Source organism: Paenibacillus sp. B1-35 (assembly GCF_050474385.1).
GTDB classification, from domain to species: Bacteria; Bacillota; Bacilli; order Paenibacillales; family Paenibacillaceae; genus Paenibacillus_B; species Paenibacillus_B alvei.
This window is the reverse complement of the sequence record NZ_JBCHVJ010000007.1, coordinates 234,071-259,757: the sequence shown is the minus strand read 5'-3', so window position 1 is coordinate 259,757 and position 25,687 is coordinate 234,071. Positions and strand designations below refer to the sequence as shown.

Genomic DNA, 25,687 nt, shown 5'->3' with positions numbered 1-25,687 from the left:
CCCTTGTTATCCTCAATTTCCCAGATCCCCGTTATATAATGATGTCGAAGGGGGGACGAGATGAAAATTAGGGTTCAAATCGATGAGAGCATTGAAGAAGATGAAATCATCATTCGAAGCCGTGTGCTGGATGCAGAAATACAGCGACTGCTCGAACAAATTCAGTTGCTGCAGCAGTCCACGCTTCGGCACATGATCGGAACAGATGAGGATCGGCAATATGTGCTGGATGTAAAAGATATCTCCTATTTCGAGACACAGGGTGACTATGTGTATGCGGTTCAAGGCAGGAAGCAGTACCGACTTAGCTTTCGCCTGTATGAGTTGGAGCAGCAGCTCCCGCAGGATCGATTTATGCGCATTTCCAAATCGGTCATTCTCAACATCGGCAATATTGCGCATATTGAGCCGACATTGGGCACCCCTTTTCTAGCTAAGCTGAGGGATGGTGCGGAGTCCGTATACATTTCAAGACAATACATTAAGGAACTTCGGCACAAAATTATGGGGGGATAAGTGATGCCTAAAATATGGAAGATTATGATGTTAGGAATGCTGATGGGCAGTCTGGTGATGTATGTACAGGCATGGCAGTTTACAACCATGGAGAATGAGCTTGTAGCCTATGCGTTTGCTGAGTTTATGAAATATTGGACAGCTTGTATAGGCATTGGTATATGCTCCGGCCTCACTTCCTATGTGTATTCGATTCAGAAAATACCGTATATGTGGAAGAGTGCGCTTCAAATATTCCTTATTATAGGTATCCTTATTGGAGCTTCGTTGATTCTAACTTCGGAGTGGCAGGCTATTGTCCGCAACTTAGGAGTGGGGCTGCTCATTTTTGCAGTATTCTGGTCGATTGATCACTATCGTTATAAAAAGATATGCGATGAGATCAATAGACAGTTGAAATAGGCGTGTTCGCTCGGACGGCTTCTTCTTTTTTCCTTGGGGCAAGCATACACTGAAAACGTACAGGCTGCTCGTTGCACCGACCGGAAGGGGGAATCGGATGTGAACAGGTGGCGTTCGAGCGGGTTCCGCGCACGGCGATGGAGATGGCCGAAAATTTCCTGGAGCAGACGTCGCACAGGATGGAAAGCATCGGGGTGGCGCCCACGCAGGTCTACAGCGGTTCAAGTAGATGCAAAGAGCGCTTCAGGATGGAGCAGCAGACAATCGAAGCCGAAGCGGAAGCGTAGAGCCTTTTTTATTGCGCTCGTGATTTTTACACTGTTGACGGTGCAATTATTCGTCTATGTAGATCGAAATGTAAAGGGGCCGCTTATGCATTTGGCCAAAATTCGTGTGAAGCAAATTGCGACGCAGGCCATTAATCGAGCGATTACTGATCAAGTGATGCGGGGAAGAGAGCTGGATAAGCTTATTGAGTGGAAGACAGATTCTCGCGGCAAGGTGACGAGCTTTGTTCTCAATTACAACGAGCATATGCGAATTACCTCAGAAACAGTGGATATCGTAGAATCATCTCTAAAAAACATCCATGAAATTAGTGACAAGATTCCGCTGGGTCAAGCGTTGGGCAGCCCGTTGATCGCATCCTTTGGCCCGCGGATTCCGGTTAAGATGGAGCCGCAAGGTGCGGTTAAGGTGGAACTGAATACCCGCCCAATGGATGTTGGCATCAATATGGTATTGGTTGAGGTGTATATTAAAGTAACGGAAGAAGTTGCGATCGTTATTCCTTTTGATTTGGAACCAGAAGTGGTTGAGACGCAAATCCCTATTTCTTATCTGCTCGTCGTAGGTGATGTTCCGATGTACTATTATGACGGAAAGGGGCAGCCGGTGGGAGCGAATCGAGAGAAGGCTCCTGCCTTGTCATTGCCTATGCAGTCGATTCCAAACAGTGTAGGGAGCGGTAGCAGCTTAGGAAGCAAACAGGGAGGAATAACTGTTCCTGCACAAATAGAACCACATGCCCCGCCAGCTCCTGCTGATACCGGTGAGGTACAGCAAGGCGGTCACGAAGGCTAGTCTTGAAACATTGGTGCATCCAAATGAAGAAACGTATAAGATATCGGAGAAAATGGCGGCTGCGAACATCGCGACATATGGTGAAGTGAAATCACTAACAGAAAGGGCACGTTCCATCGGCATCAGTCGACAGGTGTGCCCTTTTGCTTCCATATAAGGTGTTTCATTAACGCCGATTAGATTTCATCCGCTTGCGTTTGTCTGACTGTTCCCATTGATACAGAAGCGGGAACGGATCGAATGCATATTCCACAAGCCCTCGATCCCGATACAGCCCATAGTGGAGATGGGGAGGAAATTTGCCAGATGTCCCTGGCTTGCCGTAGCCTGAGCTGCCGACCCACCCTACCGTTTGTCCAGGGGTAACGATATCGCCGACCTTAATGTTTTTTTCATAGCCAGACAAGTGGGCGTAGTAATGGTAAATGTTATTCAGATCGCGTATGCCGATCCGCCAGCCGCCGTAACGGTTCCAGCCCTTCACCTCGACAATGCCGTAGCAGGTGCTGCGCACAGGCACACCATACCCGGCAAAGATATCGGTGCCTTCGTGAATACGGTACCCCCCGTAATGCCGTCCCATTCCAAAGGTGCTTCGATAAGAGTAGGAGCTTCCAAGAGGCAATGGGAAGGTGTACTCGAACAAATCCAATTTATCGAAATGCTCGAAAATTCGCGCATACTGCTGGACACGCTGAACCGCGCGTGGATTTGTATAATAATTCCACAGTCCATTGCCAAAATCTTCGTCATTCGGTCCATAAGCGCCAATTCGCGAAGCGACGCTATACAGCAAGTCCACATCATTCGTGGAATCCGCACGCTTGTCACCGGAACCATCACGCCCGATTCCACGAAATAAAGAGATGGATTTAGGATTGTTATCGTTTATGTCTGGATTCATCATGCCAACCCATTTAAGCGGATCAACATATATGCCTGTGAGTCTGTCCGGATGCTTGCGCTGCTTTGGGTTTGCCTTCGTCAATGCACGCTCATACTGATCGATGGCAGCTAAGCGGTACCAAGGGATTCCGGTCAGTATCGATATTTGCTCGTACAAATCGCGTCTTTCTTTCCATACAGCCCCTTCTGGATCCGATGATTGACTAGAATTTTTTTCAATCCCTGAATGCTGTCCGGATTGCTTTTTCAGCTGCTCTGAATTAGACGGAGCTGCGTGAGTTACAATTGCTGAGAATGGTGCTATTAGCCCTATCCACAAGGCAAGTCCTGCACATATATAGGGTGGAGCTTGTCTCATGACGCAAATTTCCTCCTTATTCCATACCTGAAAAGGTCGATTTAATGTTAGAATGTGCGTAAATGGCCTTTTTATCCAAGCAATGGACACGCAGGTATAGATTTTGAAGGGTTCATGGTATAATACAGAATTAGGTCAAGGTTAAGCGAACAAGAAGGAAGGTAGACTCCATGAAAACGAGAGAGCAGAAGCAGAAACCAGATTGGATACGCATCAAGCTGACTACGGGAGAGAACTATTCCGAGATCAAAGACATGATGCGCTCCAAAACGTTGCACACTGTATGCGAGGAAGCACGTTGTCCGAACATCTATGAATGTTGGGCGAACCGCACGGCGACGTTTATGATTTTGGGCGACATCTGCACTCGTGCTTGCCGCTTCTGTGCGGTTAATACCGGCATGCCGACGGAATTGGACTTGCAGGAGCCAGAACGCGTAGCAGAAGCTGCAGAGCGCATGGGCTTGCGCCATTGTGTCGTTACATCCGTAGCCAGAGACGATTTGAAAGATGGGGGAGCATCGATCTTTGCAGAGACGATACGTGCGATTCGTCGCCGGTTGCCACTCTGCAGTGTGGAAGTGCTGATCCCCGACTTCATGGGCAATTGGGATGCGCTTAAGCTGGTAATGGATGCGAAGCCAGACATACTCAATCATAACGTCGAGACGGTTGAACGGTTGTCCGACCGTGTACGTGCGAAGGCGAAGTATGAGCGTACACTCGAATTGTTGAAGCGTGCAAAGGAAATGCAGCCGAACATTCCTACAAAATCCAGCATCATGCTTGGTGTAGGAGAAGAATGGGATGAAATTTTGCAGACAATGGACGATCTTCGTGCCGTTGATTGCAACATTATGACGATTGGGCAATATTTACAGCCGACGAAGAAGCACTTGTACGTCGAGAAATATTACACTCCAGAACAATTTGCAGAGCTGAAGAACGAAGGATTGAAGCGTGGGTTCAGCCATGTGGAATCGGGACCGCTCGTACGCAGTTCCTACCATGCGCATGAACAAGTCCAGTCCGCTCATAAGTCAATGACCGCACAAGCATAAGCAGCGGCGAGTCGATGGGTATGAGACGGAGTTCGCCTAATGAGTGCCCGTTCGAGAAGCCGATGTCCAGCAGCAAGAAGATTGGATCTACTCGAAACACCCTGACTCCTTATGAGTGCTGCTTGCGATACTTATAAGGAGAAGGCAGTGGCAATCGGGATGAGAGGAGCATGCAGGCCTCTTCGAAACAACCTCGATAAAGCGCGCTCCTCCGTTCGTGCTTGAGCCTGCTATGGCAGGGGAAGGGGGAATCACGGACGTGATTCAAATTGGAGGCAGATCGTACGAAGTCATTCATGAGTACAAAAACGCATGGAATCCAGAAGCATTCAAGGGGCGTTATAGTGAAGTACTGGAACGGTATGATTACATTCTAGGGGATTGGGGCTACAATCAGCTTCGCCTCAAAGGTTTCTTCCGTGACACTCATGCGAAATCCACAAAGGATACGGCCCTGTCCGGAATGATGGATTACATTAATGAATACTGCAATTTTGGCTGTGCCTATTTCATATTGGAGAAGGTAGGCAATAAGGATGCCCGTGTGCGAACGGCTGGCGAGCAAGGAGATGAAGCAGAACAGGAAGGTGCAGCAGCATTGGAAGCGCCTACTGAGGATCTGCCGCAGCAACCGAAGCAAGGAATCGCGCTGCAGCCGAAGCAATCTAATCAAGATGCGGTGACAGATCCTGTACAAAAGCCATCCTCATCTGAGCGCAAGCCTCGTCATTCTCGCAACCGCAACAAGCAGAATAATGGCAAGGGCGGCGCAGCGAATCCTTCTGGTCAGCAGCCTAGGGCGGCTGCGGAACCGAAGGAGCGGGCAGAACGCACGCCTAAAGAAGTGCGTTCCTAAAAACGAAGAAGATCATAGCTATAAACGGCACCCCTATTCATTAGAAATGAATAGGGGTGCCGTTTATATTTCAACGAAGTTAGAATACAAATATGCCCCACCGTTCCAACAGAACAGCGGGAATCGAAGTCGAGATCTATACGTTATAGCAGCCGTGCTCATCATAACCGAGGAAGGCTTCTCTTACCCGATTCCAGAATGGGAACGGACGATATCGGATAAATGTCACCTTCTGATCAGCGACCCGGCAGCGGATGGAGCGCAATTGCTCCAGCGGTATGTTGATATGATCGACCGTAAGGAGCAGCTTTTGCTTCTTTCGGGAATAGATGTCACAATGATGGTGCTTTGGCAAAATGAGCGATGAACCGAGTGTACGGTACACACGGTTGTTAATGGACGCAATTTCAGCAAGCTGTAACGATGCGATAGAAGGATGCACCATAGCGCCGCCAAGACTCTTATTGTATGCTGTGCTTCCTGATGGGGTAGACACGCATATCCCATCTCCGCGGAACATTTCGAACAGCTCGTCATTAATATCAATTTGTGCGACGAGCGTGTTTTCTACCCCTTTAAGCGTAAATTCATTTAAGGCGATGTATGTCTTGCAGTATTCGGCGTCATCTGCGTCTAACTGCAATTCAATTAACGGATACTTGACGATGCGCGGTGAGATTTGGTCTTGAGATCGATTTTCTGCGATCAACTGTACGAGCATCTCAATTTCATCTGGCTTCCAATCGGCGTAAAATCCGAGGTGGCCGGTATGTATGCCCACGAATGCCAGCTGATCAAGCTGATTGATGTATCGGTGGAACGCTTGAAGCATCGTGCCGTCTCCGCCTATAGACAATACAATATTCGGTTCGTCATCATCACGGACTAGGCCCCGAGCGTTGGCCAGTTGGTGGAACGTATCGGCCAATGCGGCTGATACGTCGTCTCCCCGGTTCATTACTGCGTACTTCAAGGCGTTGGCTCCTTTGCACTGCTATTCATTAAGATTTATAACGAGTATATCCAATTCCATATTATACGTTCTACAGCGGGAATACAATCGCCATTTCATCTAATCAGTGCCAAGGTCATCTTATTTGCTGGTTCGGCGCATATATCGAAGCAGTACGATAGCTGCAGAGGCAGCGCTTAATAAGCCGATCAAAATTGTTGCAGTCATAAGTCCGGTCTGCGTAGCTGACCATGCTATATCCCATATCTTCAATGTTTGCATGGAGTGGCGGGAGCTCGAAAGCCAAGCAGGCAGCAGAGACTGCACGGTGCTTAAATGCAGCAACGGATATAAAATAAAGGCGGCAAGTGCTGCAAGTAAGCTGTGGACAAGCCGAGACAACAAGAACGGCATATATCTTAAATCACACTGGTTCATAATACTGACGATTTGTGCATGCACAGACAGTCCGCCCCATGATAGTATCCATGCAGCAGCAACCACCTGTGCATGCATACCAGCAGAGCCTGCTGCTCCAGCCCCCTTAGCCCCAAGTGTAACCTCGAATATTCCGCCGGAGAAGGCAGAGGATAAAGAAGGGGGCAGGTGAACGGCTCGAAGGAACCATTGGAGCACTGCCTCCCATGTATGCATAACACCAATCACAGTTAATAAGTCCAATGCGACGGAGAAGAATACGACGAGACCGCCCACTACGATCATAAGCTTCAAGGAAGAGGTAACAGCCTCCTGCAATAACGTTCCTAGGGAGCGGCCATCCTTCTGCCTCGCCACATGCATGGCCCAGAACGCTCTAATCAGTATGGAAGATCTCTTTGTACACTGGCCGTCAGGTGCAGTAAGTTCGGTTGATGATGTTAATGGAGTCATTGGAACTTGCGGAGCGTGAAATCGCATCAGCAGCCCAACGACGAATGCGGATCCATAATGTGCAAGGGCGATGGTGAGGGCGAGCCGAGCGTCGCCGAAGAAGCCAATGGAGACGGCACCAATCAGAAAAATAGGATCGGATGAAGTAGTAAAGGCAACGAGACGTTCTCCTTCTTCACGGGAGATTAGCTTTTGCAGCCGCAATTGCGTCGTTAGCTTAGCCCCAACAGGATACCCGGAAGCGAACCCCATCGCAACCACGAAGCCGCCAATTCCAGGAATACGGAACATTGGGCGCATAATTGGATCGAGCAGCGTGCCGATGAAGTGTACAATGCCGAAACCAAGCAATGCCTCGGATATAATAAAGAATGGGAGCAGGGAAGGGAACAAAACGTCCCACCATATGGCCAATCCCCGTGTAGAAGCGGTTAAAACGGTATTTGGATATAACATCATCAATAAAATAAACATGCTAATTGCTGCTGCGATGAACGTGATAAGCATGGAGGAGCTTGTCCGCGGGCGGCTCATTGCTAATTCACTCCCTCTGTTATGTTCAGTCAATGGGACGACCACTGCTATACCAACATATGATGAAGGGGCAACAATCATGCAGTTCTCCTTTCGAACACTGCGGCCGTGATACAATTTTGTCTTCATTCTGTAATCAAAACGTAAAGGAAACGCTTGCATTTCTCCGTGTTTTTTTGGGAAACATTATGGTACACTAAAATAAAGAAAGATGAATTATGCGTATCCGATCGTTAGGGGTGATTGGAATGAGCATTATCGCAGGCATCCTCGTATGTGCTTTTGTATATGTCATTCGAGAGTCGTTAATGGGATCTCCAGAAGAAGATTGGTAAATGTTAAGTAAGAAAATATAATACCGCTACGTCCGGACGCTGAACAGATGCTCAGCGTTTTTTTTGTGTTCTTATTTATGTGTTCATCGCTCAATTGATTGAAACTTCTGCTCGTTTGTAATAAAGTGTTGAACATGGACTACTTCATTGCCTATGTACCGGCTGCTGGTTGCAGCCGCATCATGGAATAGATAGGAGCGATTATGGAACGGTATAGTCAATCGATATATGAGGCAATCGGTGGAGAGGCAACGGTGCGGAAGATGGTTGAAGCTTTCTATCCACGAGTTCAGGCTCATCCTTTGCTTGCGCCTTTATTCCCAGAGGATATTGAACCTGTAATGGAACGGCAGTTTATGTTCTTGACGCAGTTTTTTGGAGGACCTCCGATCTATTCAGATCAGTTCGGGCACCCGATGATGCGGGCGCGGCATTTGCCGTTTCCGGTTACGCGTGAGCGCGCAGATGCATGGTTAGGCTGCATGCGGGAAGCGCTTCATGAAATAAATATGGAGCCAGGGCTTGCGACAATGGTCATAGATCGCTTGTCAGGACCAGCCTATCATTTTATTAATACGAATGACGAGGCCTGATTTGTTGCTTCTTAACAGAACGGCTCATGTATTCCATAATGGTGTCGTTTTCAATGGACTTCGTATGACTCGACATAATCGATCAGCAGAAAAGAGGAACGATTTATGGAGGTTGAACCGCTGTTTACGGTAAAGGTAGGATGCCCTTACTGTGAGCAAGTATTTGTCACCTCGCGTGTACGGCCTCGCTTCAAGAAGCCTACACTCATCGACAGTGACTTTTGTACGCACTATGATAACGGGAAGGTAAATCCGGACTATTATGTGGTTCGGGTATGTCCTTCATGTGGATGTGCATCCACAGAAAATTCGTTAAAGCACTGGTATGAACCGCAGCGCAAGAAATTCGAGGAACGCATTGCGAAGCAGTGGACAACTCACGATTACGGTGGCGAACGTACTTGGGAGGATGCGCTTGCAACGTACCAGCTTGCGCTGTTAACTGCCCAGACTATTGGGGAGAGCCATCGGGTGGTCGCGGGCATCCTTCATCATATTGCTTGGTTGTATCGATATCGGAATGATGTGGTGGAAGAACGACGATATTTGCAATTCGCGCTTGAAGCCTACGTTGCAGTGCTTGAACAGGAATGGCGGGATCAAAATGATGCGCGGCTTATTTATATCATTGGAGAGCTGCATCGCAGATTAGGTGAATTTAATGAGGCAGTCAAATGTTTCAGTCGAATTATCCACGACAAACGAATCATGGATGCGGCAATGATCCGAGCTGCCAGAGAGCAATGGACCCTTATCCGCGAGGAAATGAGAGAAGGAACCGAAGACGTACAAAATACATAATTGATCGCCGAATGGATGAATAGACAAAAAGACGTGTATCCGGCACAACTGGCATGGATACGCGTCTTTGTCTTGTTCTCAGCGTCTGAAATTAACGAATAGCTCGATCTGCAAGTAAATAATCGCTGTCTGCATCAACAATAACGAGACGGTTGCGGCAGCATGGGAATACAAGGAGCCTTTTCTTGCCGTCATGGATATCCATGACATGATCATACGGCAGTGTGTTTTCAAATGGTATCATTCCGTGGTATTCTCCGGTGATTTGTCTGTATCAGAAGGGTTCTGTTGTGCTTTATTGAGTTCAGCAAGCTTTTGCAATAGAATGTGCTGCGGCATATGCATGAGCTGCTCTAAGGGAACATGAAGTGCCTTAGACAGTTTGACAGCGGTGTCTGCGGAGATTGGTAATGGTCTCATCTCACGATCCTCCCTATGCGAGTTCATATGATTTTGATATAGTTTAGTTATACACGGTCAAGATGCAAAACTCAAACTTTGCAAGGTTGAATAGGGTGGACAAATTAAGCCAAATGAAAGGTGTGTGCACGATGAAACAACCGTTAAGTCAAACATGGGATTTGGATGTCTTTTTTGAAGGTGGATCAGAATCTGAAGCACTGAAGGCTTCATTATCATCCAGTGAGCAAAAGATTGCTTCGATCACGAATGAGCTTAAGGCAATGGCGATACCTCAATCTGTTAAAGAGGCGCAACAGCTTGCCAAATTGACTGAGCAACTGCAGCAATTGATTATAGAGTTGCGTGAGGCTGGTGCTTACATAGGCTGTTTGACGGCACAAAATGTGAAGGATAAGAAAGCGATTCAATTATCGGATCGTGTACGTTCCATCGGTGCCCGAATGGTAACTTTAAATACGTTGTATGATGAGCTATTGCGCGGCATGGATGAGCAAGTATGGTCTGAATTCGTTGTACTGCCTGAAATTGAAGGAATTCGCTTCAATTTGACTGAACGCCGTGAATGGGCAAAAGAGAAAATGTCGCCGGAGAAGGAAGCGCTTGTAGGCGATTTGGCAACGGACGGATATCACGGATGGAGTGCCAACTACAATACAATTGTATCCCATTTCCGTATCACGCATGAAGAGAATGGGGAGACGGTGCATCTTTCAGCAGGACAAGCTGACAACAAGCTGTCCGATGCTGATCGTTCGGTCCGTGAGGACATGTTTATGAAGTGGGAAGAGGCATGGGGAGAGCGTGCAGACTACTGTGCAGACGCATTGAACCGCATTGCAGGCTTCCGTTTGAAACTGTATGAGAACCGCGGATGGAAAGATGTGTTGAAGGAGCCCCTTGCATACAATCGGATGTCGCAGGCGACGCTGAATGCTATGTGGGAAACCATTACACGCAACAAGCCAGCGTTTGTGAAGTACTTGGAGCGCAAGGCTAAGCTGCTTGGTGTGGAAAAACTCACATGGTGTGATGTAGAAGCGCCAATTGGCGGCACGCAATCGAAAATCTCTTATGATGATGGCGCGCGTATAATTGTAGAGCAATTCGAGAAATTCAGTCCACGCATGGCTGAATTCGCAGTGAATGCTTTCGAAAAGCGCTGGATTGAAGCAGAAGATCGCTCTGGCAAGCGCCCAGGCGGGTTCTGTACATCAATGCCTGTAAGCAAGGAAACGCGTATATTCATGACTTATGCTGGCACACCATCGAACGTGTCCACGCTTGCACATGAGCTTGGACATGGTTATCATACGCATGTGATGGAAGGCTTGCCTCCATTTGCACGGGAATATGCGATGAATGTGGCAGAGACGGCTTCAACATTTGCAGAGATGATCGTAGCAGATTCAGCGGTGAAGCAGGCGAAGGACGAGAAGGAGAAGCTGGCGCTGTTGGAAGATAAGCTTCAACGCTCGATTGCGTTCTACATGAATATTCACGCGCGCTTCCTGTTCGAGACTCGCTTCTATGAGAAGCGCAAGCAAGGCGTATTGTCCTCAGAGGAACTGTGCTCACTTATGGAAGAAGCACAGAAGGAAGCGTTCTGTGGTACATTGGATTCATACCACCCGCACTTCTGGGCGTCCAAGCTGCATTTCTACATGACTGGTGTACCGTTCTACAACTTCCCATACACATTCGGCTATTTGTTCAGTACGGGATTATACGCGCGTGCATTGCAGGAAGGCGAGTCCTTCGCAGCGAAATATGATGCGTTGCTGAGAGATACAGCGGTAATGACGGTAGAAGATCTTGCACAGAAGCACCTTGGCGTGGATTTGACGAAGCCAGATTTCTGGCAATCGGCGATAGATGTAACATTGCAAGACGTGGAATTGTTCCTGCAAATGACTGAATAAATTAGAGTGACAATGGATAGACCGTGCAAGTTAAATGAGGCTTAAATAGAAAGGAAAACAACTTGGTGACATCAACTAGGCTTCTTAAGCTGTTCCATGCTTTGTTTTACTCAACGAATGCCGTACTGCTTTCTTATTTGCCGCTCCTATTGCGGGAGCGGGGCTTCGAACCGTTTGAAGTAGGCACTTTATTAATGTTGGGGCCTTTTCTGGCGATGTTTGCACAGCCTGCCGCAGGTCTGATTAGCGACCGCATCCGAAAGGTTCGCCCCCTATTGATCGGCCTGTGGATTGTATTGGGAATATCAGCGTCATTAGCTTTTTTGACAACGGATCGTATCCTTGTCGCGGTTAGTATTCTGATTTTGTATATTTGCTATCTTCCATCGATTTCCTTGCTTGATACGTTAACAGTTAAAATAGCCAATTCAATGCAGCAATCGTATGGAGCCGTTCGCCTTTGGGGATCGGTTGGTTTTACCATTACGGCTGTAACGCTAGCGCAGGTATTCGATTTGCTGGGTGGAGTGGATTCGCTATTCTGGATGTATTTGCCGGTTTGGTCCAGCTTTTTTGTCGGCATGTTCTTTTTGAAGGAACCGAGATATGAGGATAGTGAGACTGATGAAGTGGTGAATATGACCATTTTGAAAAAGGTGCTTACCATTCCATCCTTGCTAGTATTGCTTGCTCTTATTTTTGTCATTGGGATGCCTCACCGGATGAACGATGCGCTATTGTCGCTGCATATGAGCGATTTGGGCGCAACCTCCGGGCAGATCTCGATTGCGTGGGCCGTTGCAGGATTCAGTGAAGTTTTTGGCTTCCTCATTATGGGTCGAATCATGAAGCGCTACCGAATGCTGACATTGCTTTCCGTTGTCAGCATGTTATATGCGCTTCGATGGCTGTTGTATTCGATCACGACTGAGCCGGTGATGCTAATCGCGCTGCAAGGAATGCATTCGATTACGTATGCTTGCTTCTGGGCTTTGGCAATCGAATTCGTAGTGCAGCTTCTTCCGCAGAAATTAGCAGCTACAGGACAATCGATGCTTGGTATGGTGTTCTTTGGCTTGTCCGGATTGGCAGGAGGAGTTGTTGGGGGAGCATTGCAGGAGTCGTATGGCGGCGGCGTCATGTACAGCATTGGCTTCATTCTTGCCCTTCTTGGAACGGTGGGGTTCATGTTATGGATCCGCAAGGATCGCCAGCGTAGACTTGCAATTGAACAAGAAGCAGCAATTTAACATTGATGTAAATGGACAGGAAATTACCCTAACAGGCTGATGGCGATAGGGCAGGGAAATGGAATCATAATAAAAACGGGGCAGCCCTGAGTAGAATGCTACTTAAGGCTGCCCCGTTTGTTATATTCACCGGATAGATTGGGGTAAATTAGAATTTGAATACTTGGATGGTACGCTGCAGTTGGATGACCTTTTGCTGCATTTGCTCAGTAGCGTCGGCCATCGCTTGTACGGATGTAATCTGTTCATTCATTGAAGCGGATACTTGTTCCGTTCCAGCAGCAGATTGCTGGGTAATGGCTGAGATGTTCTCAACGGCACTCGAAATAGTAACAGCGCCTTCAAGCATCGCATCGCTCTCATAGGCAAAGGTTGCGATCCGCTCGGTGATGAATTGGATGCTGTCTACGATCTCCAGGAATATACGTTCCGTTTCTTTAATCAGATCAGTTTGAGCGTGTACAACTTCTTCGTTGATATGAATATTCGTTATTGCTTGGCGGATGCCGGATTCAATGCTTTTTACGAGTTGAAATACTTCCTTAGTCGAAGCAGACGATTCCTCAGCCAGCTTGCGAACTTCTTGGGCGACGATCGCGAATCCGCGTCCATGTTCACCTGCACGTGCTGCTTCAATGGATGCGTTAAGAGACAATAAATTGGTTTGTTCCGCAATATCCGAGATGGTTCGTGTAATCTTGGAAATGCCCTCTGCCTGTCTCGCTAGTTCTTCGATTGTTGAGGCAACCTGATCAGTTGCTTCAATATTGCGTTGCATGCCGGCACTTTGCGTCTCTACTGCGGTTCTTCCCTTGGTAACAAGCCCTACAGTGAAAGCGGAGCGATCGTTCATTTCCTTCGTGGAATGTGTATAAGACTCCACCTTCTGCTCAATTTGCTTGACGGAATTTGACATTGATGCAATATCCTCAGATATTTCAGTCGCACCAATTGCAAGTTCATTTGATGAAGATGTCACTTGTTCCATTACGAGCCTCAAATTTTGATTCATATGGTACATCTCTCTGCTCGATTCGGATACGTGGCGAGTAATATCGGTTGTTTGCCGCAAAATTTCACGAAGCTTAATGATCATGGAATTGAATGCATGCCCAAGTTCTCCAAGTGAATCATTGGTCGTAACGGTAAGGGTTTGGGAGAAGTCGCCCTTGGATACTTGAAGGGCTGACTGGGCGATGTCTTTGATTGGAGCACTCAATGAGTTTTCGAGAAGGTTTATGATGGGATAGCTGATGCCGATTAAGATAGCAATAATGATTATGCCGGTTGCAACACTTACATCAGCTAGGAGTAGGACTATTGTCGCCAATGCGAATAGACCAACGATACCGTAACAGCCGAACAACAGCTTTTGTTTGAAGTTTAACCGATAGAACCAGTTCATGAGACCGCTCCTTTTTTCACTGTCATTCCATAATATAGAATTTGGAATTATTATAGCATCGGCGGAGAGGATGGTCTATGAAAATGTTAGCAATTTCAACACGATTAGACGAAATTCGTCAACGTTCAAATAAGGATATGTAAGAATGTGTTGATTAAGGGAAAATAATCCTGTATACTGTGACTAAAGAACCAAAAATTTGAAGCTTGTCTTCTGTGAGAAAGGGAGGAATCAATCAATGAAATCTGTTTCAATGCCATTGGCTAGGCAAATCAGCCTAGTTTTTGACCAATTAGAATCAGAACTGATTGGCCTGACAGGTGGGACAATTGTAGTGTGCCTTCGCAATGATATTGTGGGCAAATTCGGAGTCAAGCACGATGCTTTAGAAAGCTGCGGTGGGGAGCTTAAGCCGGTTCGACAAGGATTAACGAGACAGCAAGTATCCCAATTTTTACAAACAGCTATTGAGAGTTTGAAGCATAAGAAGAACTGGACGCACGGCGAGATTGTGTACGACTTTACGGTGAAGCATGGTGAGTTGCAAGTTAGCACATGGTTTGAATCCAACTACAATATGGTTCATATTTTGGAGAAGAAGGAAGATAGTTTACATACTTACAGAAATGTATCCTAATGAAATAAAAAGTAAAAAACAAATGCTTTATTCAACTACAAAGCAGGAGTACCTTCCGACAGTTTACTGTAAGTAGGACGCTCCTGCTTTTTCGTTAAGTATGGGTGTAGCTTTACAATCTCAACAGCTATAATTAGCGAGCGCGACCAGCCAATTGCTGTTCAGCAATTTGCACAAGACGCTTTGTGATGTAGCCTCCGATGGAGCCCATATCACGAGATGTATAGTTACCGTAGTAACCGTCTTGGGAAATTGGAATACCCAATTCTTGAGCAATCTCAAATTTCATTTGTTGAAGAGCTGCTGTTGCTTGAGGAACAACGAGATTGTTGCTGCGGCTTCCGCTTCCTTGTTGTTGATTTGGCATGTTGTTCACCTCCTTGTGATAGTTATTATGGAGAGATAGAGGTGAAATATGCGAGAGGAAGTGATCGTTTTGGAATGTAAATAATGCCAAGTCTGGATGACTTGGCATTATGGCGGAAAGTGAGTTGATATTCGGACACGCTCCCATTTATGGGTGCTGAATTTCAAGTTCCAATTGAAGAACAATCGGCTTGTTCGGTTCGAGTTCTATTAGGCCCGTAACATCATTGCCGAACGGAAGATTAGGTGCATCAGGAAGCCATGTATAAGGTTCCACACAAATAATCTCATTGGCATTGCCTCGCGTATAGAGCACCCAATGTTTAAACCATGGTTCGTTGCCTGTATAACGAATGCGGTATCCATCTTCGCGGGACAGCCAAGCTTCAGGCTTATGCTCCCCAATGCTGAACACGGTATCGAAGTCGGTCCCCTCTAAGTTCATTCCTTCAATCAGTTGTTCATTATCGCCAAGCGGCAATGTATTCCCTGTCATAATGAGCTCCTCGTCAAGTTCGTACACACCTGTAACAGGAACCTGCAGTTTCCAACGTTCCGGTTCACCGTCAAGCTGGAACCAGGTATGTGTCCCGAAGCCAAATGGTGCAGCCTGACCGCCGACATTGGTGACTTGCAGCTGCTGAGTCAACTGGCTCCCCTTTAGTTCATAAGTAAGCTCGAACTGGAGCGGAGTAGGGTATTGCTCCATCCAGTGCTTGTCATCAGAGGAGTGGAATTGAACGGTGACCATAGCGCGATCCTCCAAGGCTTCAGCTCGGACAACTTGCCAAGACTGCAAGCGATGGAGTCCATGGATATGGTTGTTGTTGGCTGTATTTTGATCGAATTGATAGGAGACGCCAGCATACTGGAATTGTCCGCGGCGGATTCGTCCTGGAGGCATAAGCATCGGAATGCCGAAGTGATAAGGCTTCGTCATATAATAATCTAGATCGCTTTCGGCTGGTGTACGCAGTATGTCGCGTTCAAGCACTTTGTCCCATAACCGAATGAGATTAGCGCCTAGCGATGGCAGCAAGGTTGCCTCAAGTGTGTCGCTATGCAAAATGACGGTTTCATACTCGTTCCATGTGCCTTTCGTTATTTGGTACATGCGTTTTGCCCCTTTACTCGTGGAGTTATGTAATGATTAGTTACTTTTCATGATAGCAAATTCATGCTTGAAAGTCATTGAAGCTAAATTAGGGTGGAGAATTGCCAAAGACATGGCATAGACTGGAGATTGATTGACAAATCGATAAATCTTCGCTATTCTTATGGCTAATTCTTAGTTATGTAGAGCTCGCATAAGTGAGGATCGAAATCGAAAACAAAGAAATTGATGATGAGGGCAAGTACGCTATGCGGTAGCTCCAGAGAGTCGGTGGTTGCTGTGAACCGACGCGAATGCATAGGTGGAATGGGCCTCGGAAAGCTATGTTGAACCTGTGAAATACATGAAGTAGACATGGCCGCAGCTCAGCGTTACTGAGTATAAGGCTTGCAGAGAGGAAGTCGGCAATTGCTGATGAATGCTTCCTTGTTGTGCTCGTAAGATAGGGTGCAGTATCATTGAATATGCAGGCGAATTAGGGTGGCACCACGGTTCTTCGTCCCTTGCGGATGAAGGGCCTTTTTTGCGTTCTAGGAAGAATGATATTTTGTAGAAAAGGAAGTGTTGCGTGATGAAACGCGTACTCTCGGGTATTCAGCCAAGCGGTCAACTGACACTCGGTAACTACATTGGAGCAATCCAAAATTTTGTGAAGCTGCAGCATGAGCATGAATGTTTCTTTATGGTTGTAGACCTGCATGCGATAACTGTTCCACAGGAGCCGGAAAAACTGCGGGAGCAGACAGAGGCTGTCGCTGCCTTGTATATTGCAGCTGGCCTGGATCCAAACAAATCGAACATCTTCCTGCAATCTCATGTTCATCAGCATGCAGAGCTTGGATGGTTGATGACGACACTCTCCTATATGGGTGAGCTGGAGCGAATGACGCAATTTAAGGATAAGTCGGAAGGCAAGCTGTCAGTAGGTACGGGATTATTCGTATATCCGGCATTGATGGCTGCAGATATTTTGTTATATCAAGCTGACCTTGTTCCTGTTGGCGATGATCAAAAGCAGCATTTGGAACTTACACGAGATTTGGCTGCCCGGTTCAATGGGCGTTTCGGCGAGTTCCTGACGGTGCCTGAACCCTATATTCCAGAAGTAGGGGCGCGTATTATGTCATTGGATGATGCCTCCAAGAAAATGAGCAAAAGCAATCCTAACCCTGGAAGCTTTATTGCCTTGCTAGATGATCCAGCTGTCATTCGCAAGAAGATCAGCCGTGCGAAGACGGACTCTGAAGCGCTTGTGAAGTACGATCCTGCGAATAAGCCGGAAATCAGCAACTTGATGAGCATTTATGCTCACGCTGCTGGTATGTCTATTGCAGAAATTGAAGCGAAGTACGAAGGGCAAATGTACGGTCCTTTCAAGAAAGACTTGGCAGAGCATGTAGCTGCGCTCATCGAGCCGCTTCAAGCCCGCTATCATGAGGTAAGACGCACAGGTGAACATCACGAGGCGCTGCGTCGTGGTGCTGAGCGAGCACGTGAAGCGGCAGAGCAGACTTTGACGGAAGTGAAGCGCCGGATGGGCTTTGTTCTCCCGCAGTAAATGTGAACGGACTAACGGCCTTGAAGCCTTACTGGTTTGCTGTACGCTCTTGTTGAGCGGCTCCTCGACGACGAAGCTTAGCCTTTACAATGAAGCCTAATCCCATATTGATGATGGCTAGCGCAGTAAAGAGGAGAGCAAGCCAGACACTGTGGCTGATGGATATGGCTGTTGCGATTAGCAGTGCGATTGACGAGCAGGCGAACCATAGAGATAACCATTTGTTCATAGGGATGACTCCTTTTCGCAAAATAATGTTACAGATAAGTATAACATTTTGAAGGCCGGATAAAATAAGTTTGCAAGCTTGCACAACTAGAAGCGCCTAATTGCGAAAGGAGATTCACCTATGTCTAATCGTTCTGGCTCCAACAACTTGGTTGTTCCTCAAGCTACTGCTGCATTGCAGCAAATGAAATTCGAAATTGCTCAGGAATTGGGTGTTCCAATTCCACAAGACGGCTACTACGGGAACTACACTTCCCGTGACACTGGCTCTATCGGGGGATACATGACGAAGCGTTTGGTGCAAATGGCACAACAATCGCTTTCCGGTGGTTCCCGCTAATCGAAATGCACTAATGATTTGGCTACCCTGCGCGCGTGCGGGGTAGCCTTTTATTATTTGCGAACAATTGAAAACATCGGAATCGTAAAACACAAGTACAAAAAGAAAGTGCATAGCCTTCTGTCTACACAGAGCACTCTGCACCTCACATTGATTTACCAAAAACTTTATTTTACTCGTACTCCAATCCAAACCGCTTGCCGGTATGGGATTTGTTCAACCACCCGACAAAATAATCAAGCGTCTCATACTTGGCGTTCATCATGACAACTGCTACAAGAGGAAACTGCTTGCGATGCCTATACCTGACGTCAGCCCAGCGGACGGCATACCCATAGCCCGTTGGCTCTACTGTCGCACAAGCATATTTTGAAATATAGAGCAGTGCCTGGACAGCAGGATGCTCTTTTGATGCCTCTACCGCAGGGTGCTGATCACAGTAGGCTGTCTCCGTCCAATGGAGTCGGTTGTGATTCCAATTCCCGATTCGAAATGTGCCCTCTGGCAGCGGCTTGACCACATTCCATCTGGAAAGGGATACAGTTGGAATGAGTGTGTACGTTTGAGAAGGGACGTATTCTTCATCGAAGAGAAGCATTTGATCCTTCAACTTCTTGTGCACTGAGGCCCTCCATATGAAATATACAACGAGCAGCGCATACAGAACGGGAAACACAATTCTTGGCGATGCGATACCTAGCCCCCACAAGGCAACAGCAACGAGGTGGGAGGAAAAAATGATTGGATCAAACAGGGAGATGAAGTCAAAGGACAGCCACTTGTCTGTAATGGGCCAAGCAGCCTGAGTGCCATAAGCATTGCACAGGTCAGTAGCGACGTGTATGACTACGGCCAGCGCTGTCCACAGCAGCACATGCCAGAACAGGGCACCTTTGCTCAACCAAGTAGTAAGTCCTGAGATTAGCAGCGCCCATATCGGCATCATTGGAATTGAATGCGAAATGCCTCGATGCTGACGGATATAGGCAGTATTGTTCTTTAACTTGAGCGCTACATCTGCATCTGGAGCCTGCGACCCAAGGAGAACGCCGAAAAAAACGGCTGTAGCCGTAGCCGGATGGGTCATGACGGCTGGATCAATATGAGAAAGTCCGGCAAGCCCTAATCCAATGACAGCGTGTGTGCTTGTATCCATATTCGTAATCACCCTCTTGTATTGTGAGCAATTATGTACCAGAATATGACTCATGAATTCAATTTACAAGTAAATGCAGTGGGGGCAACCTAATAAACAAGGGGGAATTCAACAATGAACATTATATTCGTCGAGTATCGAGTTGATCCGGATCAACGAGCACAATATCTAGAGCAAATTACGGAGCGTCTGAAACAGTTTCCACAAGTTGTATTATATGAAGGGACTGATCAACCGAACGTTTTTGTGGAGCAGTGGATGAATACAACGCCCGAAGATTATAAGCGTCTGAAACGGATTCGACTGGAGGATTCCAGCGAATGGGATGCGATTACAGCATGTATTCCTGGCGGCAAGTCTAAGCTGCATATATGGGAGTTTGCATCTATTTCGTCGCAAGGATAATTACTCGAATGTGAGGAAGATCCAATAGATTGTCAAAATGATGAACGATGCTGCAATACATTGTCAGCAATTGGACGTTTTTGATATGATGAAAATTACAGCGGAAACACTTCGTTTCTGCTTTGGTTTGTACTACACAAGGAGGATAAGGTCATTTTGGATAAACAATATACTTATCAGGCTTCTTCCGATTCCGTTCCGTTGTCGCCAGAACCGATGCGGGTGGATTTATGGAAAGAGTTTGTTCAGTTAACAAAGCCGGGCATTATTCGCTCTAATCTTATGGCTGCGTTCGCAGGTTTTTGGGTGGCCGCCAAGTGGGATATTCCATGGGTGACCTTGCTGTGGATGATGGTTGGTACGGCACTCACCATGTCATCCTCATGCGTGTTCAACAACTATTTTGATCGAGACTTCGATATGAAAATGGAGCGAACGCGCAACCGCTCGCTTCCGACAGGACGCTTGAAGCCAAATGTTGTACTCTGGTATGCCATTATTCTCGGCATTGCGGGTCTATCCGTCTTGTTCCTGCTGACGAATCCGTTGACAGGCTGGTTTGGCGTTCTCGGCATGTTTGTGTATGTAGTTATTTATACATTGTGGCTGAAGCGGACATCTACGTGGAGCACTTCCGTGGGTGCGATTTCAGGAGCAATGCCTCCTGTTATGGGCTACACGTCAGTGACCGGTCAAGTGGATATCGGGGCAATACTGCTGTTCCTCATCCTATTTTTGTGGCAGCCGCCTCACTTCTGGGCGCTTGGTATACGCCGGGTAGAAGAGTATCGAGCTGCAGGCTATCCTTTGCTGCCGGTAGTCAAAGGAATTGAGCGAACAAAGAAGCAGATGATCCCATATGTGGCACTTCTGCTACCCGTTACTTGGTTGTTCTATGCGTATGGATATGTTAGCTGGATTTACAGTGCGTTAGGAACAATTCTCAATCTAGTTTGGTTGTACATCTGCATCTCAGGCTTCAAGGCGAAGGACGATGAAGCTTGGGCGAAACGAAATTTCTTATTCTCCATTAATTGGCTGTTGCTGCACTTGTTCATTCTTGTCTTGGATACAATGGGGAAAGCTTGATCACGAACTTCATAAATTTGAATTCAGCCTGACCAATATGGGAGCATACCGGGAGGAACAGACGATGTCTCAATGGGCGAAGAAATATTCTTTGCAAATCTTCTTAATGTCATTGGTTGTGGTATTTGCGGTCATTGCCGCATGGTTATATTGGCCGCGTGAAGATTTCAAAAAGGCACCGGATTTTTCAATGCAAAATGTGGATGGAAGCACAGTAAGTCTTGATAGTACGAACGGAAAGGTTAGGCTCTTCTATTTCTATTTCACGAATTGTCCGGACGTCTGTCCACCGACAACGTTCATGCTGTCCGAAGTCCAGACTTTGCTGAAGGACAAAGGCGTGTTTGGTAAAGACGCAAGCATTGTATCCATTTCATTTGATCCGGAGCGAGATACGATGGATGCAATTAAGAAATGGTCGCAGAAATTCAACGCTGACTACTCAGGCTGGTACTTCCTTCGTGGTCAAGAAGCGGACGTAGCGAACATGATGCCAGCGTTGGACTCTGCGGTTATGAAGGATCAGGACGGTAACTTCACGCATTTGAATGTCATCACACTTGTCGATCAGAAGGGCAACATTCGCAAAGCGTACAATGCAAATGATCGTGAGCGAACAACGCCTGAAGTGATTGCAGAAGATGTTATGAATTTAATTAAGTAATTTGGTTAGCTAAGCGGGGGGAGATCCGGATACACGATGTATTCGTCTAATCCCGCTTTTTCTAATTGCTGAATCAAATAATCATCAGGTGTCCCTTCTACCCCTGCATAACCTCGGCGCGTATATAGATGCTCTGCATCAGGAAATGTTTCTCGAAGCACAGCACGAATGCGTTTCCCGGAGGAGTCATTATCCATAAATAAGTATACGGACTTATCCCCAACCTGCATTCGCAGCTTCTCCGTTCGTTCGGTATTCAGTGTTCCAAATGTACACATGATGTCCACCTCGTTAGCCAACAGCCTGCGTAGGCGGCTGCGGTCGTTTTTGCCTTCAACGATGAGGGCGATTTCCATCGTGTTCACCTTCTTTCCATAAAGCGGTACGGAAAATATCCGAGTCTGATAAAGGAAAAGATCAGCCGGATGATTTCGGGCTAACAGTAGTGTACCACGAAAGATGAAATCCGTTGCAGTGCCATGAGGAATGCCGCATAACAAAATTGGCTTGCCCGTAGGCAAGCCGTATAAGGAGAGAGCGAGATAGGGGGTTACAGCAGAGGAGCACGCAAAATGATGACGAGCAGGATGAATAGGGCGAGAATTACGGTGGTTGCTGTCCAGAAGCATGAACTGAATCTCAGCCCTGGGCCACCGTAAGGCTCAACATAATTACCCATCTTGATTCACCCGCTTTCGTCGGTAGTCATTTCTCATAATCATTGTATGTTAGCGGAACAATCCTGTTCTGTGCATTCACCCATATATGAGAATATGGGCGAATGCTGTATGAGGGTGAAGCGCTCCATTTACTCGATTCGTTATATAGTTGGACGTGTTGTTGGCGGTCGGCTGCTATGGATAGGCTTGCCAATAGTTGTTTGCTTGCCTGGAGGTAGCAGCGTTACAGCCAGCATGAGCACGAGAAAGGCTATGAAATAAGGGGATACATGACCGCGAAGCTGACCGGCAACCATAGGTCCAATGAAGGATCCGATGGAAGAAGCAATCGATAAGATGGAAAAGATCCTTCCATATCTAGCACCGCCACTCAACAGCAGGAGGTGTGCAGACAAAGCGGGTAAAATAATTCCTTTCGTCATGCCGATCAGAAATAAGGTGACAAGAAGAGGAACAGGCCAGTGCACCGCAAGGACGAAGAACAGAAGCGCTAATGAAAAGGAGCCGATCCATGTGCGCATATAAGCCGAGTATTGATTCAAGAACAGCATGCTTAACGTAAGCAGCGCACCGAGGCTGACAGCCGAGAATAGTACGCCTGTCTTCATAATGGAGGTAAGTGCGTCAGTCATAAATGGCAGTTCGAAAAATAAAATGCCCTGCGAACAGGCGATGGCAAGCGGCATAAAGTAAAAGCGCCATGGAATAGCAGGTGATGGGGCTATTGTTGACGTAGGGACGCTTGGTGTTGTCGTCTTAGAGAAGGAGTTCTCCTGTACATCCCGAATAAACAGCCATGCCATTGCTCCTACAAGAATAAGGCCAATCCCCAGTGCTTGGAATGCCATGACGAAGCCAATCTTGGACACGAGATAAGCACCAGCGGCAGGAGATACCACAGAGGCAAGTGTATGAACAAGCCCGTTGCCAGCCATTAGCTTGCTTTGATGAACATGATCGCGTGCCATGCGTGCAAGCAAGGATAAGCAGGCAGGGGAGAGGAACGCGAGTACAAATCCGCTAATCGAGCGCAGAATCAGCAGTTGCCACGGATTGACGACATGAGCCTGCAACATGAGGATGATTCCGGCTCCAATGAGACTGAACACGATGAAGATACGGCTGCCAAAGCGGTCGACGCCATAACCGGCCATGACGTTGCCAGGAAGATGGGTGAATGAATACATGCCCATCATTAACCCGATGAAGGATGGAGCGGCACCAAGCGAAATTGCAAATGGGGTCAGAATCGGGTATTGCGCATGCAAATCAAAAAACGCAACGAATAAAAACAAGTAGAGCCAAAAGACAGAACGCAAGCCAGTCACCTCCAGATCGCTATGGTATACTTGTACGTCATATCGGACGAACTTAGTACCCGAATTTGGCTGATGATGCTGGCGGGTCTGACTGTTACATCATATGGGAATGATGTATAATACGCTTTGGAAAGGGTGATCGAAGAAGTGAGTCAACTCGAAATGTGGTTTGAATTTATTAAGCAAAATTGGCTTGTTTTCCTTATTGCACTCATCGTACTGCTCGTAATTGTTAGCTTCGTGAAAACGATGATCAAATGGGCGCTTGTTGTCGTGATTGTCGCTGCTGTTGCTGTATACAGCGGAATTACGTGGGATGATGTGAATAACGCAGTAACAACTGTGAAGGATGAAACGGTGCAAAAGCTGAAGGATCAAGCGCTCACCTCCATGATGGAAGAAGCGAAGAAGGCGACGTTCAAGAGCAATGAGGATGGTACTTATACGGTAAAGTCGCCGAATTTGGAGCTTACAGGAACACCCAATAGTGATAAGGTGAAGCTGTCGTTCAATGGAGTCTCTCTAGGAGAGTGGAGCATGAACGAAACGATTCGCCAGTTCGTGAAGGAAGCGAAGCAGAACAAATGAGTACCGGATTGCAATGGGAATGGAACGCGATAACGCTGGTGCTGCTTGCGGTCGTGCTTCTATCCGCAGTTCAAGGGGTGGCGAGAGGCGCTTCGGGGTCCATGCGTCACCTCTTTCTATTTGTTGCTCAGTCGGTCTGCACAATTGTTTCGCTCATGGTATCTTTCGCAGCAGCAATGTGGCTGTCGCCTATTGTACAGCGTCAATTCATAGAATGGAGTATTGAAATCCCCTCCCATGAATTGGCTTGGTGGGAGCGAATTTATTATACGTTAGTAACAGGGATAAGGGACTTCGCACTTCTGCGATTTGCGATCTTGTTTGGTATTGTCTACATGGTTGTCCGAGGACTTATAGGTTGGCTCATGGCAGTGTTATGGGATGGGACTTCTGGTTCTGTGCAAGAGGAAGGCAGCTCATCTTCTCGCTCTGGTGTCATGTTGGCAATAAGCCGCGTGGCCAATTGGTTAACGGGAGGTGCCATTGGCGCTTTAATTGGCGGCGTACGTGCCTTTATTATCATTATGGTTTTGTTCGTCTATGTTGCGCTGCAGCCGGCTACGAAGGCCAGTGACATCATTCAATCCTCTTCCGCTTATCGGACAGTGGCGAACCAAGTGATCGAGCCGCTTGCTGGTTCGTTGATTACAGAGAGCCTGCCTGTGTTCACTTCTCAAATGGGGCAGGAGCTGGGCGAACTGCTGCAGCGCCGATATGAAGTGATTGATAATCAGATTTCTTCTGATGTGAAGCAGGCTGCGCGTCAAGTGACAGCGGGAGCTGACTCGGATGAAGAGAAGGCCCGGCGCTTGTATGATTGGGTTGGTTCCCGGGTTCAGTACGACTGGGACAAGGCCAAGCAGTATGAGACGAAGCGAATATGGAAGGAGCAGACGCCAGAGGATACCTTTGCAACCAAGCAGGGCGTATGCATCGATTATGCGCGTCTATATGCGGTTATGGCTCGCTCGTCAGGTCTCCAAGTCAAGGTAGTTACCGGTCTCGGATATAACGGAAATGGCGGCTACGGTCCACATGCCTGGAATGAGGTGTGGTTGAGTGAAAAGAAAAAATGGATACCGCTCGATGCGACATGGGCATCATCAGGAGATTGGTTCAATCCTCCTAAATTCGATGCCACTCACATTCCCGATAAGCCTTTGACGATAAGATAATTCATTGCGATATAAATTGAAGCTGCAGAGCCTTTGAATATAGGCAAATTAGTATGGTAAAATAAATGAGATTGTACAGCAAA

General features: G+C 47.2%; 28 protein-coding genes, 1 pseudogene and 1 other annotated feature. Of the genes and pseudogenes, 17 read left to right on the top strand and 12 right to left on the bottom strand.

Translation table 11 applies throughout. From position 1 onward, the window contains the following. The first annotated feature begins 60 nt into the window (after positions 1–60). The 3 genes from ACQ5BJ_RS22320 (at position 61) to yunB (ending at position 2,001) form a co-directional block, all read left to right on the top strand. Positions 61–516 carry a LytTR family DNA-binding domain-containing protein gene (locus ACQ5BJ_RS22320; RefSeq protein ID WP_430112421.1) on the top strand — a complete coding sequence of 152 codons (456 nt, stop codon included), beginning with the start codon at positions 61–63 and terminating at the stop codon, positions 514–516. Between the two features lie 3 nt (positions 517–519). Then, positions 520–918: a DUF3021 family protein gene (locus ACQ5BJ_RS22315; RefSeq protein WP_430112419.1), complete on the top strand. Its 399-nt coding sequence runs from the start codon at positions 520–522 to the stop codon at positions 916–918. Between the two features lie 99 nt (positions 919–1,017). Continuing rightward, positions 1,018–2,001, top strand: a complete 984-nt coding sequence (yunB, locus tag ACQ5BJ_RS22310) for a sporulation protein YunB (protein ID WP_005551173.1) — start codon at positions 1,018–1,020, stop codon at positions 1,999–2,001. A 166-nt stretch (positions 2,002–2,167) separates the two neighbouring features. Here the strand turns inward: yunB and ACQ5BJ_RS22305 are convergent, their stop codons facing one another. Then, positions 2,168–3,265 carry a M23 family metallopeptidase gene (locus ACQ5BJ_RS22305; RefSeq protein WP_430112417.1) on the bottom strand — a complete coding sequence of 366 codons (1,098 nt, stop codon included), beginning with the start codon at positions 3,263–3,265 and terminating at the stop codon, positions 2,168–2,170. A gap of 158 nt (positions 3,266–3,423) precedes the next feature. Between ACQ5BJ_RS22305 and lipA the strand changes: the two are divergent. Then, positions 3,424–4,326, top strand: a pseudogene (gene lipA / locus ACQ5BJ_RS22300) (lipoyl synthase); the annotation flags it as partial. 259 nt (positions 4,327–4,585) lie between these two features. Further along, positions 4,586–5,182, top strand: a complete 597-nt coding sequence (locus tag ACQ5BJ_RS22295; RefSeq protein WP_430112416.1) for a YutD family protein — start codon at positions 4,586–4,588, stop codon at positions 5,180–5,182. A gap of 136 nt (positions 5,183–5,318) precedes the next feature. On the opposite strand, the gene ACQ5BJ_RS22290 is transcribed toward ACQ5BJ_RS22295, so the two are convergent. Continuing rightward, positions 5,319–6,155 carry an NAD kinase gene (locus ACQ5BJ_RS22290; RefSeq protein ID WP_367667403.1) on the bottom strand — a complete coding sequence of 279 codons (837 nt, stop codon included), beginning with the start codon at positions 6,153–6,155 and terminating at the stop codon, positions 5,319–5,321. Between the two features lie 120 nt (positions 6,156–6,275). Continuing rightward, positions 6,276–7,559: a sporulation integral membrane protein YlbJ gene (gene ylbJ, locus ACQ5BJ_RS22285; protein ID WP_430112414.1), complete on the bottom strand. Its 1,284-nt coding sequence runs from the start codon at positions 7,557–7,559 to the stop codon at positions 6,276–6,278. Positions 7,560–8,097: 538 nt separating this feature from the next. Between ylbJ and ACQ5BJ_RS22280 the strand changes: the two genes are divergently transcribed. Both ACQ5BJ_RS22280 and ACQ5BJ_RS22275 read left to right on the top strand, forming a co-directional pair. After that, on the top strand, positions 8,098–8,487 hold the full coding sequence (locus ACQ5BJ_RS22280; protein WP_005551163.1) for a globin: 390 nt from the start codon (positions 8,098–8,100) through the stop codon (positions 8,485–8,487). Between the two features lie 105 nt (positions 8,488–8,592). Beyond that, entirely contained in the window at positions 8,593–9,288 is a 696-nt protein-coding gene (locus tag ACQ5BJ_RS22275) for a DUF2225 domain-containing protein (RefSeq protein WP_005551161.1), read from the top strand. A gap of 91 nt (positions 9,289–9,379) precedes the next feature. Here ACQ5BJ_RS22275 and ACQ5BJ_RS22270 read toward each other — a convergent pair whose 3' ends face one another. Both ACQ5BJ_RS22270 and ACQ5BJ_RS22265 read right to left on the bottom strand, forming a co-directional pair. Further along, positions 9,380–9,532: a hypothetical protein gene (locus ACQ5BJ_RS22270; protein ID WP_430112411.1), complete on the bottom strand. Its 153-nt coding sequence runs from the start codon at positions 9,530–9,532 to the stop codon at positions 9,380–9,382. After that, complete coding sequence (locus tag ACQ5BJ_RS22265; RefSeq protein ID WP_005551157.1) at positions 9,529–9,708, bottom strand: YycC family protein; 180 nt, start codon at positions 9,706–9,708, stop codon at positions 9,529–9,531. Before ACQ5BJ_RS22265 ends, ACQ5BJ_RS22270 begins: the two co-directional genes overlap by 4 nt. A 131-nt stretch (positions 9,709–9,839) precedes the next feature. On the opposite strand from ACQ5BJ_RS22265, the gene ACQ5BJ_RS22260 reads away from it, so the two are divergent. Then, positions 9,840–11,630, top strand: coding sequence for a M3 family oligoendopeptidase (locus ACQ5BJ_RS22260; protein ID WP_268599810.1), 1,791 nt, complete (start codon positions 9,840–9,842; stop codon positions 11,628–11,630). Positions 11,631–11,695: 65 nt separating this feature from the next. After that, positions 11,696–12,880: an MFS transporter gene (locus ACQ5BJ_RS22255; RefSeq protein WP_430112409.1), complete on the top strand. Its 1,185-nt coding sequence runs from the start codon at positions 11,696–11,698 to the stop codon at positions 12,878–12,880. Positions 12,881–13,028: 148 nt separating this feature from the next. Here ACQ5BJ_RS22255 and ACQ5BJ_RS22250 read toward each other — a convergent pair whose 3' ends face one another. Further along, positions 13,029–14,285 (bottom strand): methyl-accepting chemotaxis protein, encoded by a 1,257-nt coding sequence (locus ACQ5BJ_RS22250; RefSeq protein WP_005551154.1) that lies wholly within the window; start codon positions 14,283–14,285, stop codon positions 13,029–13,031. Positions 14,286–14,523: 238 nt separating this feature from the next. Between ACQ5BJ_RS22250 and ACQ5BJ_RS22245 the strand changes: the two genes are divergently transcribed. Continuing rightward, complete coding sequence (locus tag ACQ5BJ_RS22245) at positions 14,524–14,922, top strand: hypothetical protein (RefSeq protein ID WP_005551152.1); 399 nt, start codon at positions 14,524–14,526, stop codon at positions 14,920–14,922. Positions 14,923–15,055: 133 nt separating this feature from the next. On the opposite strand, the gene ACQ5BJ_RS22240 is transcribed toward ACQ5BJ_RS22245, so the two are convergent. Together ACQ5BJ_RS22240 and ACQ5BJ_RS22235 are read right to left on the bottom strand one after the other, a co-directional pair. Continuing rightward, the gene (locus ACQ5BJ_RS22240) at positions 15,056–15,289 is read right to left on the bottom strand and encodes an alpha/beta-type small acid-soluble spore protein (protein ID WP_005551150.1); all 234 of its coding nucleotides are present in this window, start codon (positions 15,287–15,289) and stop codon (positions 15,056–15,058) included. 147 nt (positions 15,290–15,436) lie between these two features. Beyond that, positions 15,437–16,402, bottom strand: a complete 966-nt coding sequence (locus ACQ5BJ_RS22235; protein WP_005551148.1) for an aldose 1-epimerase — start codon at positions 16,400–16,402, stop codon at positions 15,437–15,439. Between the two features lie 219 nt (positions 16,403–16,621). Continuing rightward, positions 16,622–16,909, top strand: a binding site (T-box leader). A gap of 64 nt (positions 16,910–16,973) precedes the next feature. Here ACQ5BJ_RS22235 and trpS point away from each other — a divergent pair. Further along, positions 16,974–17,960: a tryptophan--tRNA ligase gene (trpS, locus tag ACQ5BJ_RS22230; protein WP_430112406.1), complete on the top strand. Its 987-nt coding sequence runs from the start codon at positions 16,974–16,976 to the stop codon at positions 17,958–17,960. A 28-nt stretch (positions 17,961–17,988) separates the two neighbouring features. Here the strand turns inward: trpS and ACQ5BJ_RS22225 are convergent, their stop codons facing one another. Next, a complete protein-coding gene (locus tag ACQ5BJ_RS22225; protein WP_005551144.1) occupies positions 17,989–18,189 on the bottom strand; it encodes a DUF5325 family protein in 201 nt (66 codons plus the stop codon). A gap of 120 nt (positions 18,190–18,309) precedes the next feature. Here ACQ5BJ_RS22225 and ACQ5BJ_RS22220 point away from each other — a divergent pair, with 120 nt between their 5' ends. Beyond that, positions 18,310–18,528 carry an alpha/beta-type small acid-soluble spore protein gene (locus tag ACQ5BJ_RS22220; RefSeq protein WP_005551143.1) on the top strand — a complete coding sequence of 73 codons (219 nt, stop codon included), beginning with the start codon at positions 18,310–18,312 and terminating at the stop codon, positions 18,526–18,528. 172 nt (positions 18,529–18,700) lie between these two features. On the opposite strand, the gene ACQ5BJ_RS22215 is transcribed toward ACQ5BJ_RS22220, so the two are convergent. Then, the gene (locus tag ACQ5BJ_RS22215) at positions 18,701–19,684 is read right to left on the bottom strand and encodes a metal-dependent hydrolase (protein WP_005551142.1); all 984 of its coding nucleotides are present in this window, start codon (positions 19,682–19,684) and stop codon (positions 18,701–18,703) included. Positions 19,685–19,798: 114 nt separating this feature from the next. Here ACQ5BJ_RS22215 and ACQ5BJ_RS22210 point away from each other — a divergent pair, with 114 nt between their 5' ends. From ACQ5BJ_RS22210 to ACQ5BJ_RS22200, 3 genes are all read left to right on the top strand, one after another. Then, positions 19,799–20,089 carry a hypothetical protein gene (locus ACQ5BJ_RS22210; protein WP_005551141.1) on the top strand — a complete coding sequence of 97 codons (291 nt, stop codon included), beginning with the start codon at positions 19,799–19,801 and terminating at the stop codon, positions 20,087–20,089. A gap of 156 nt (positions 20,090–20,245) precedes the next feature. Further along, the gene (gene cyoE, locus ACQ5BJ_RS22205) at positions 20,246–21,178 is read left to right on the top strand and encodes a heme o synthase (protein ID WP_005551139.1); all 933 of its coding nucleotides are present in this window, start codon (positions 20,246–20,248) and stop codon (positions 21,176–21,178) included. A gap of 64 nt (positions 21,179–21,242) precedes the next feature. Further along, positions 21,243–21,842: an SCO family protein gene (locus tag ACQ5BJ_RS22200; RefSeq protein WP_005551138.1), complete on the top strand. Its 600-nt coding sequence runs from the start codon at positions 21,243–21,245 to the stop codon at positions 21,840–21,842. Between the two features lie 5 nt (positions 21,843–21,847). Here ACQ5BJ_RS22200 and ACQ5BJ_RS22195 read toward each other — a convergent pair whose 3' ends face one another. Then, positions 21,848–22,198 (bottom strand): toprim domain-containing protein, encoded by a 351-nt coding sequence (locus tag ACQ5BJ_RS22195; RefSeq protein ID WP_430112450.1) that lies wholly within the window; start codon positions 22,196–22,198, stop codon positions 21,848–21,850. Positions 22,199–22,662: 464 nt separating this feature from the next. After that, positions 22,663–23,841, bottom strand: coding sequence for an MFS transporter (locus ACQ5BJ_RS22190; protein WP_005551135.1), 1,179 nt, complete (start codon positions 23,839–23,841; stop codon positions 22,663–22,665). Between the two features lie 147 nt (positions 23,842–23,988). Here ACQ5BJ_RS22190 and ACQ5BJ_RS22185 point away from each other — a divergent pair, with 147 nt between their 5' ends. Together ACQ5BJ_RS22185 and ACQ5BJ_RS22180 are read left to right on the top strand one after the other, a co-directional pair. After that, a complete protein-coding gene (locus ACQ5BJ_RS22185; RefSeq protein ID WP_040736937.1) occupies positions 23,989–24,429 on the top strand; it encodes a hypothetical protein in 441 nt (146 codons plus the stop codon). Continuing rightward, complete coding sequence (locus ACQ5BJ_RS22180) at positions 24,426–25,604, top strand: transglutaminase domain-containing protein (protein WP_430112448.1); 1,179 nt, start codon at positions 24,426–24,428, stop codon at positions 25,602–25,604. The genes ACQ5BJ_RS22185 and ACQ5BJ_RS22180 overlap by 4 nt, the downstream gene beginning before the upstream one ends. The last annotated feature ends 83 nt before the right edge of the window (positions 25,605–25,687 follow it).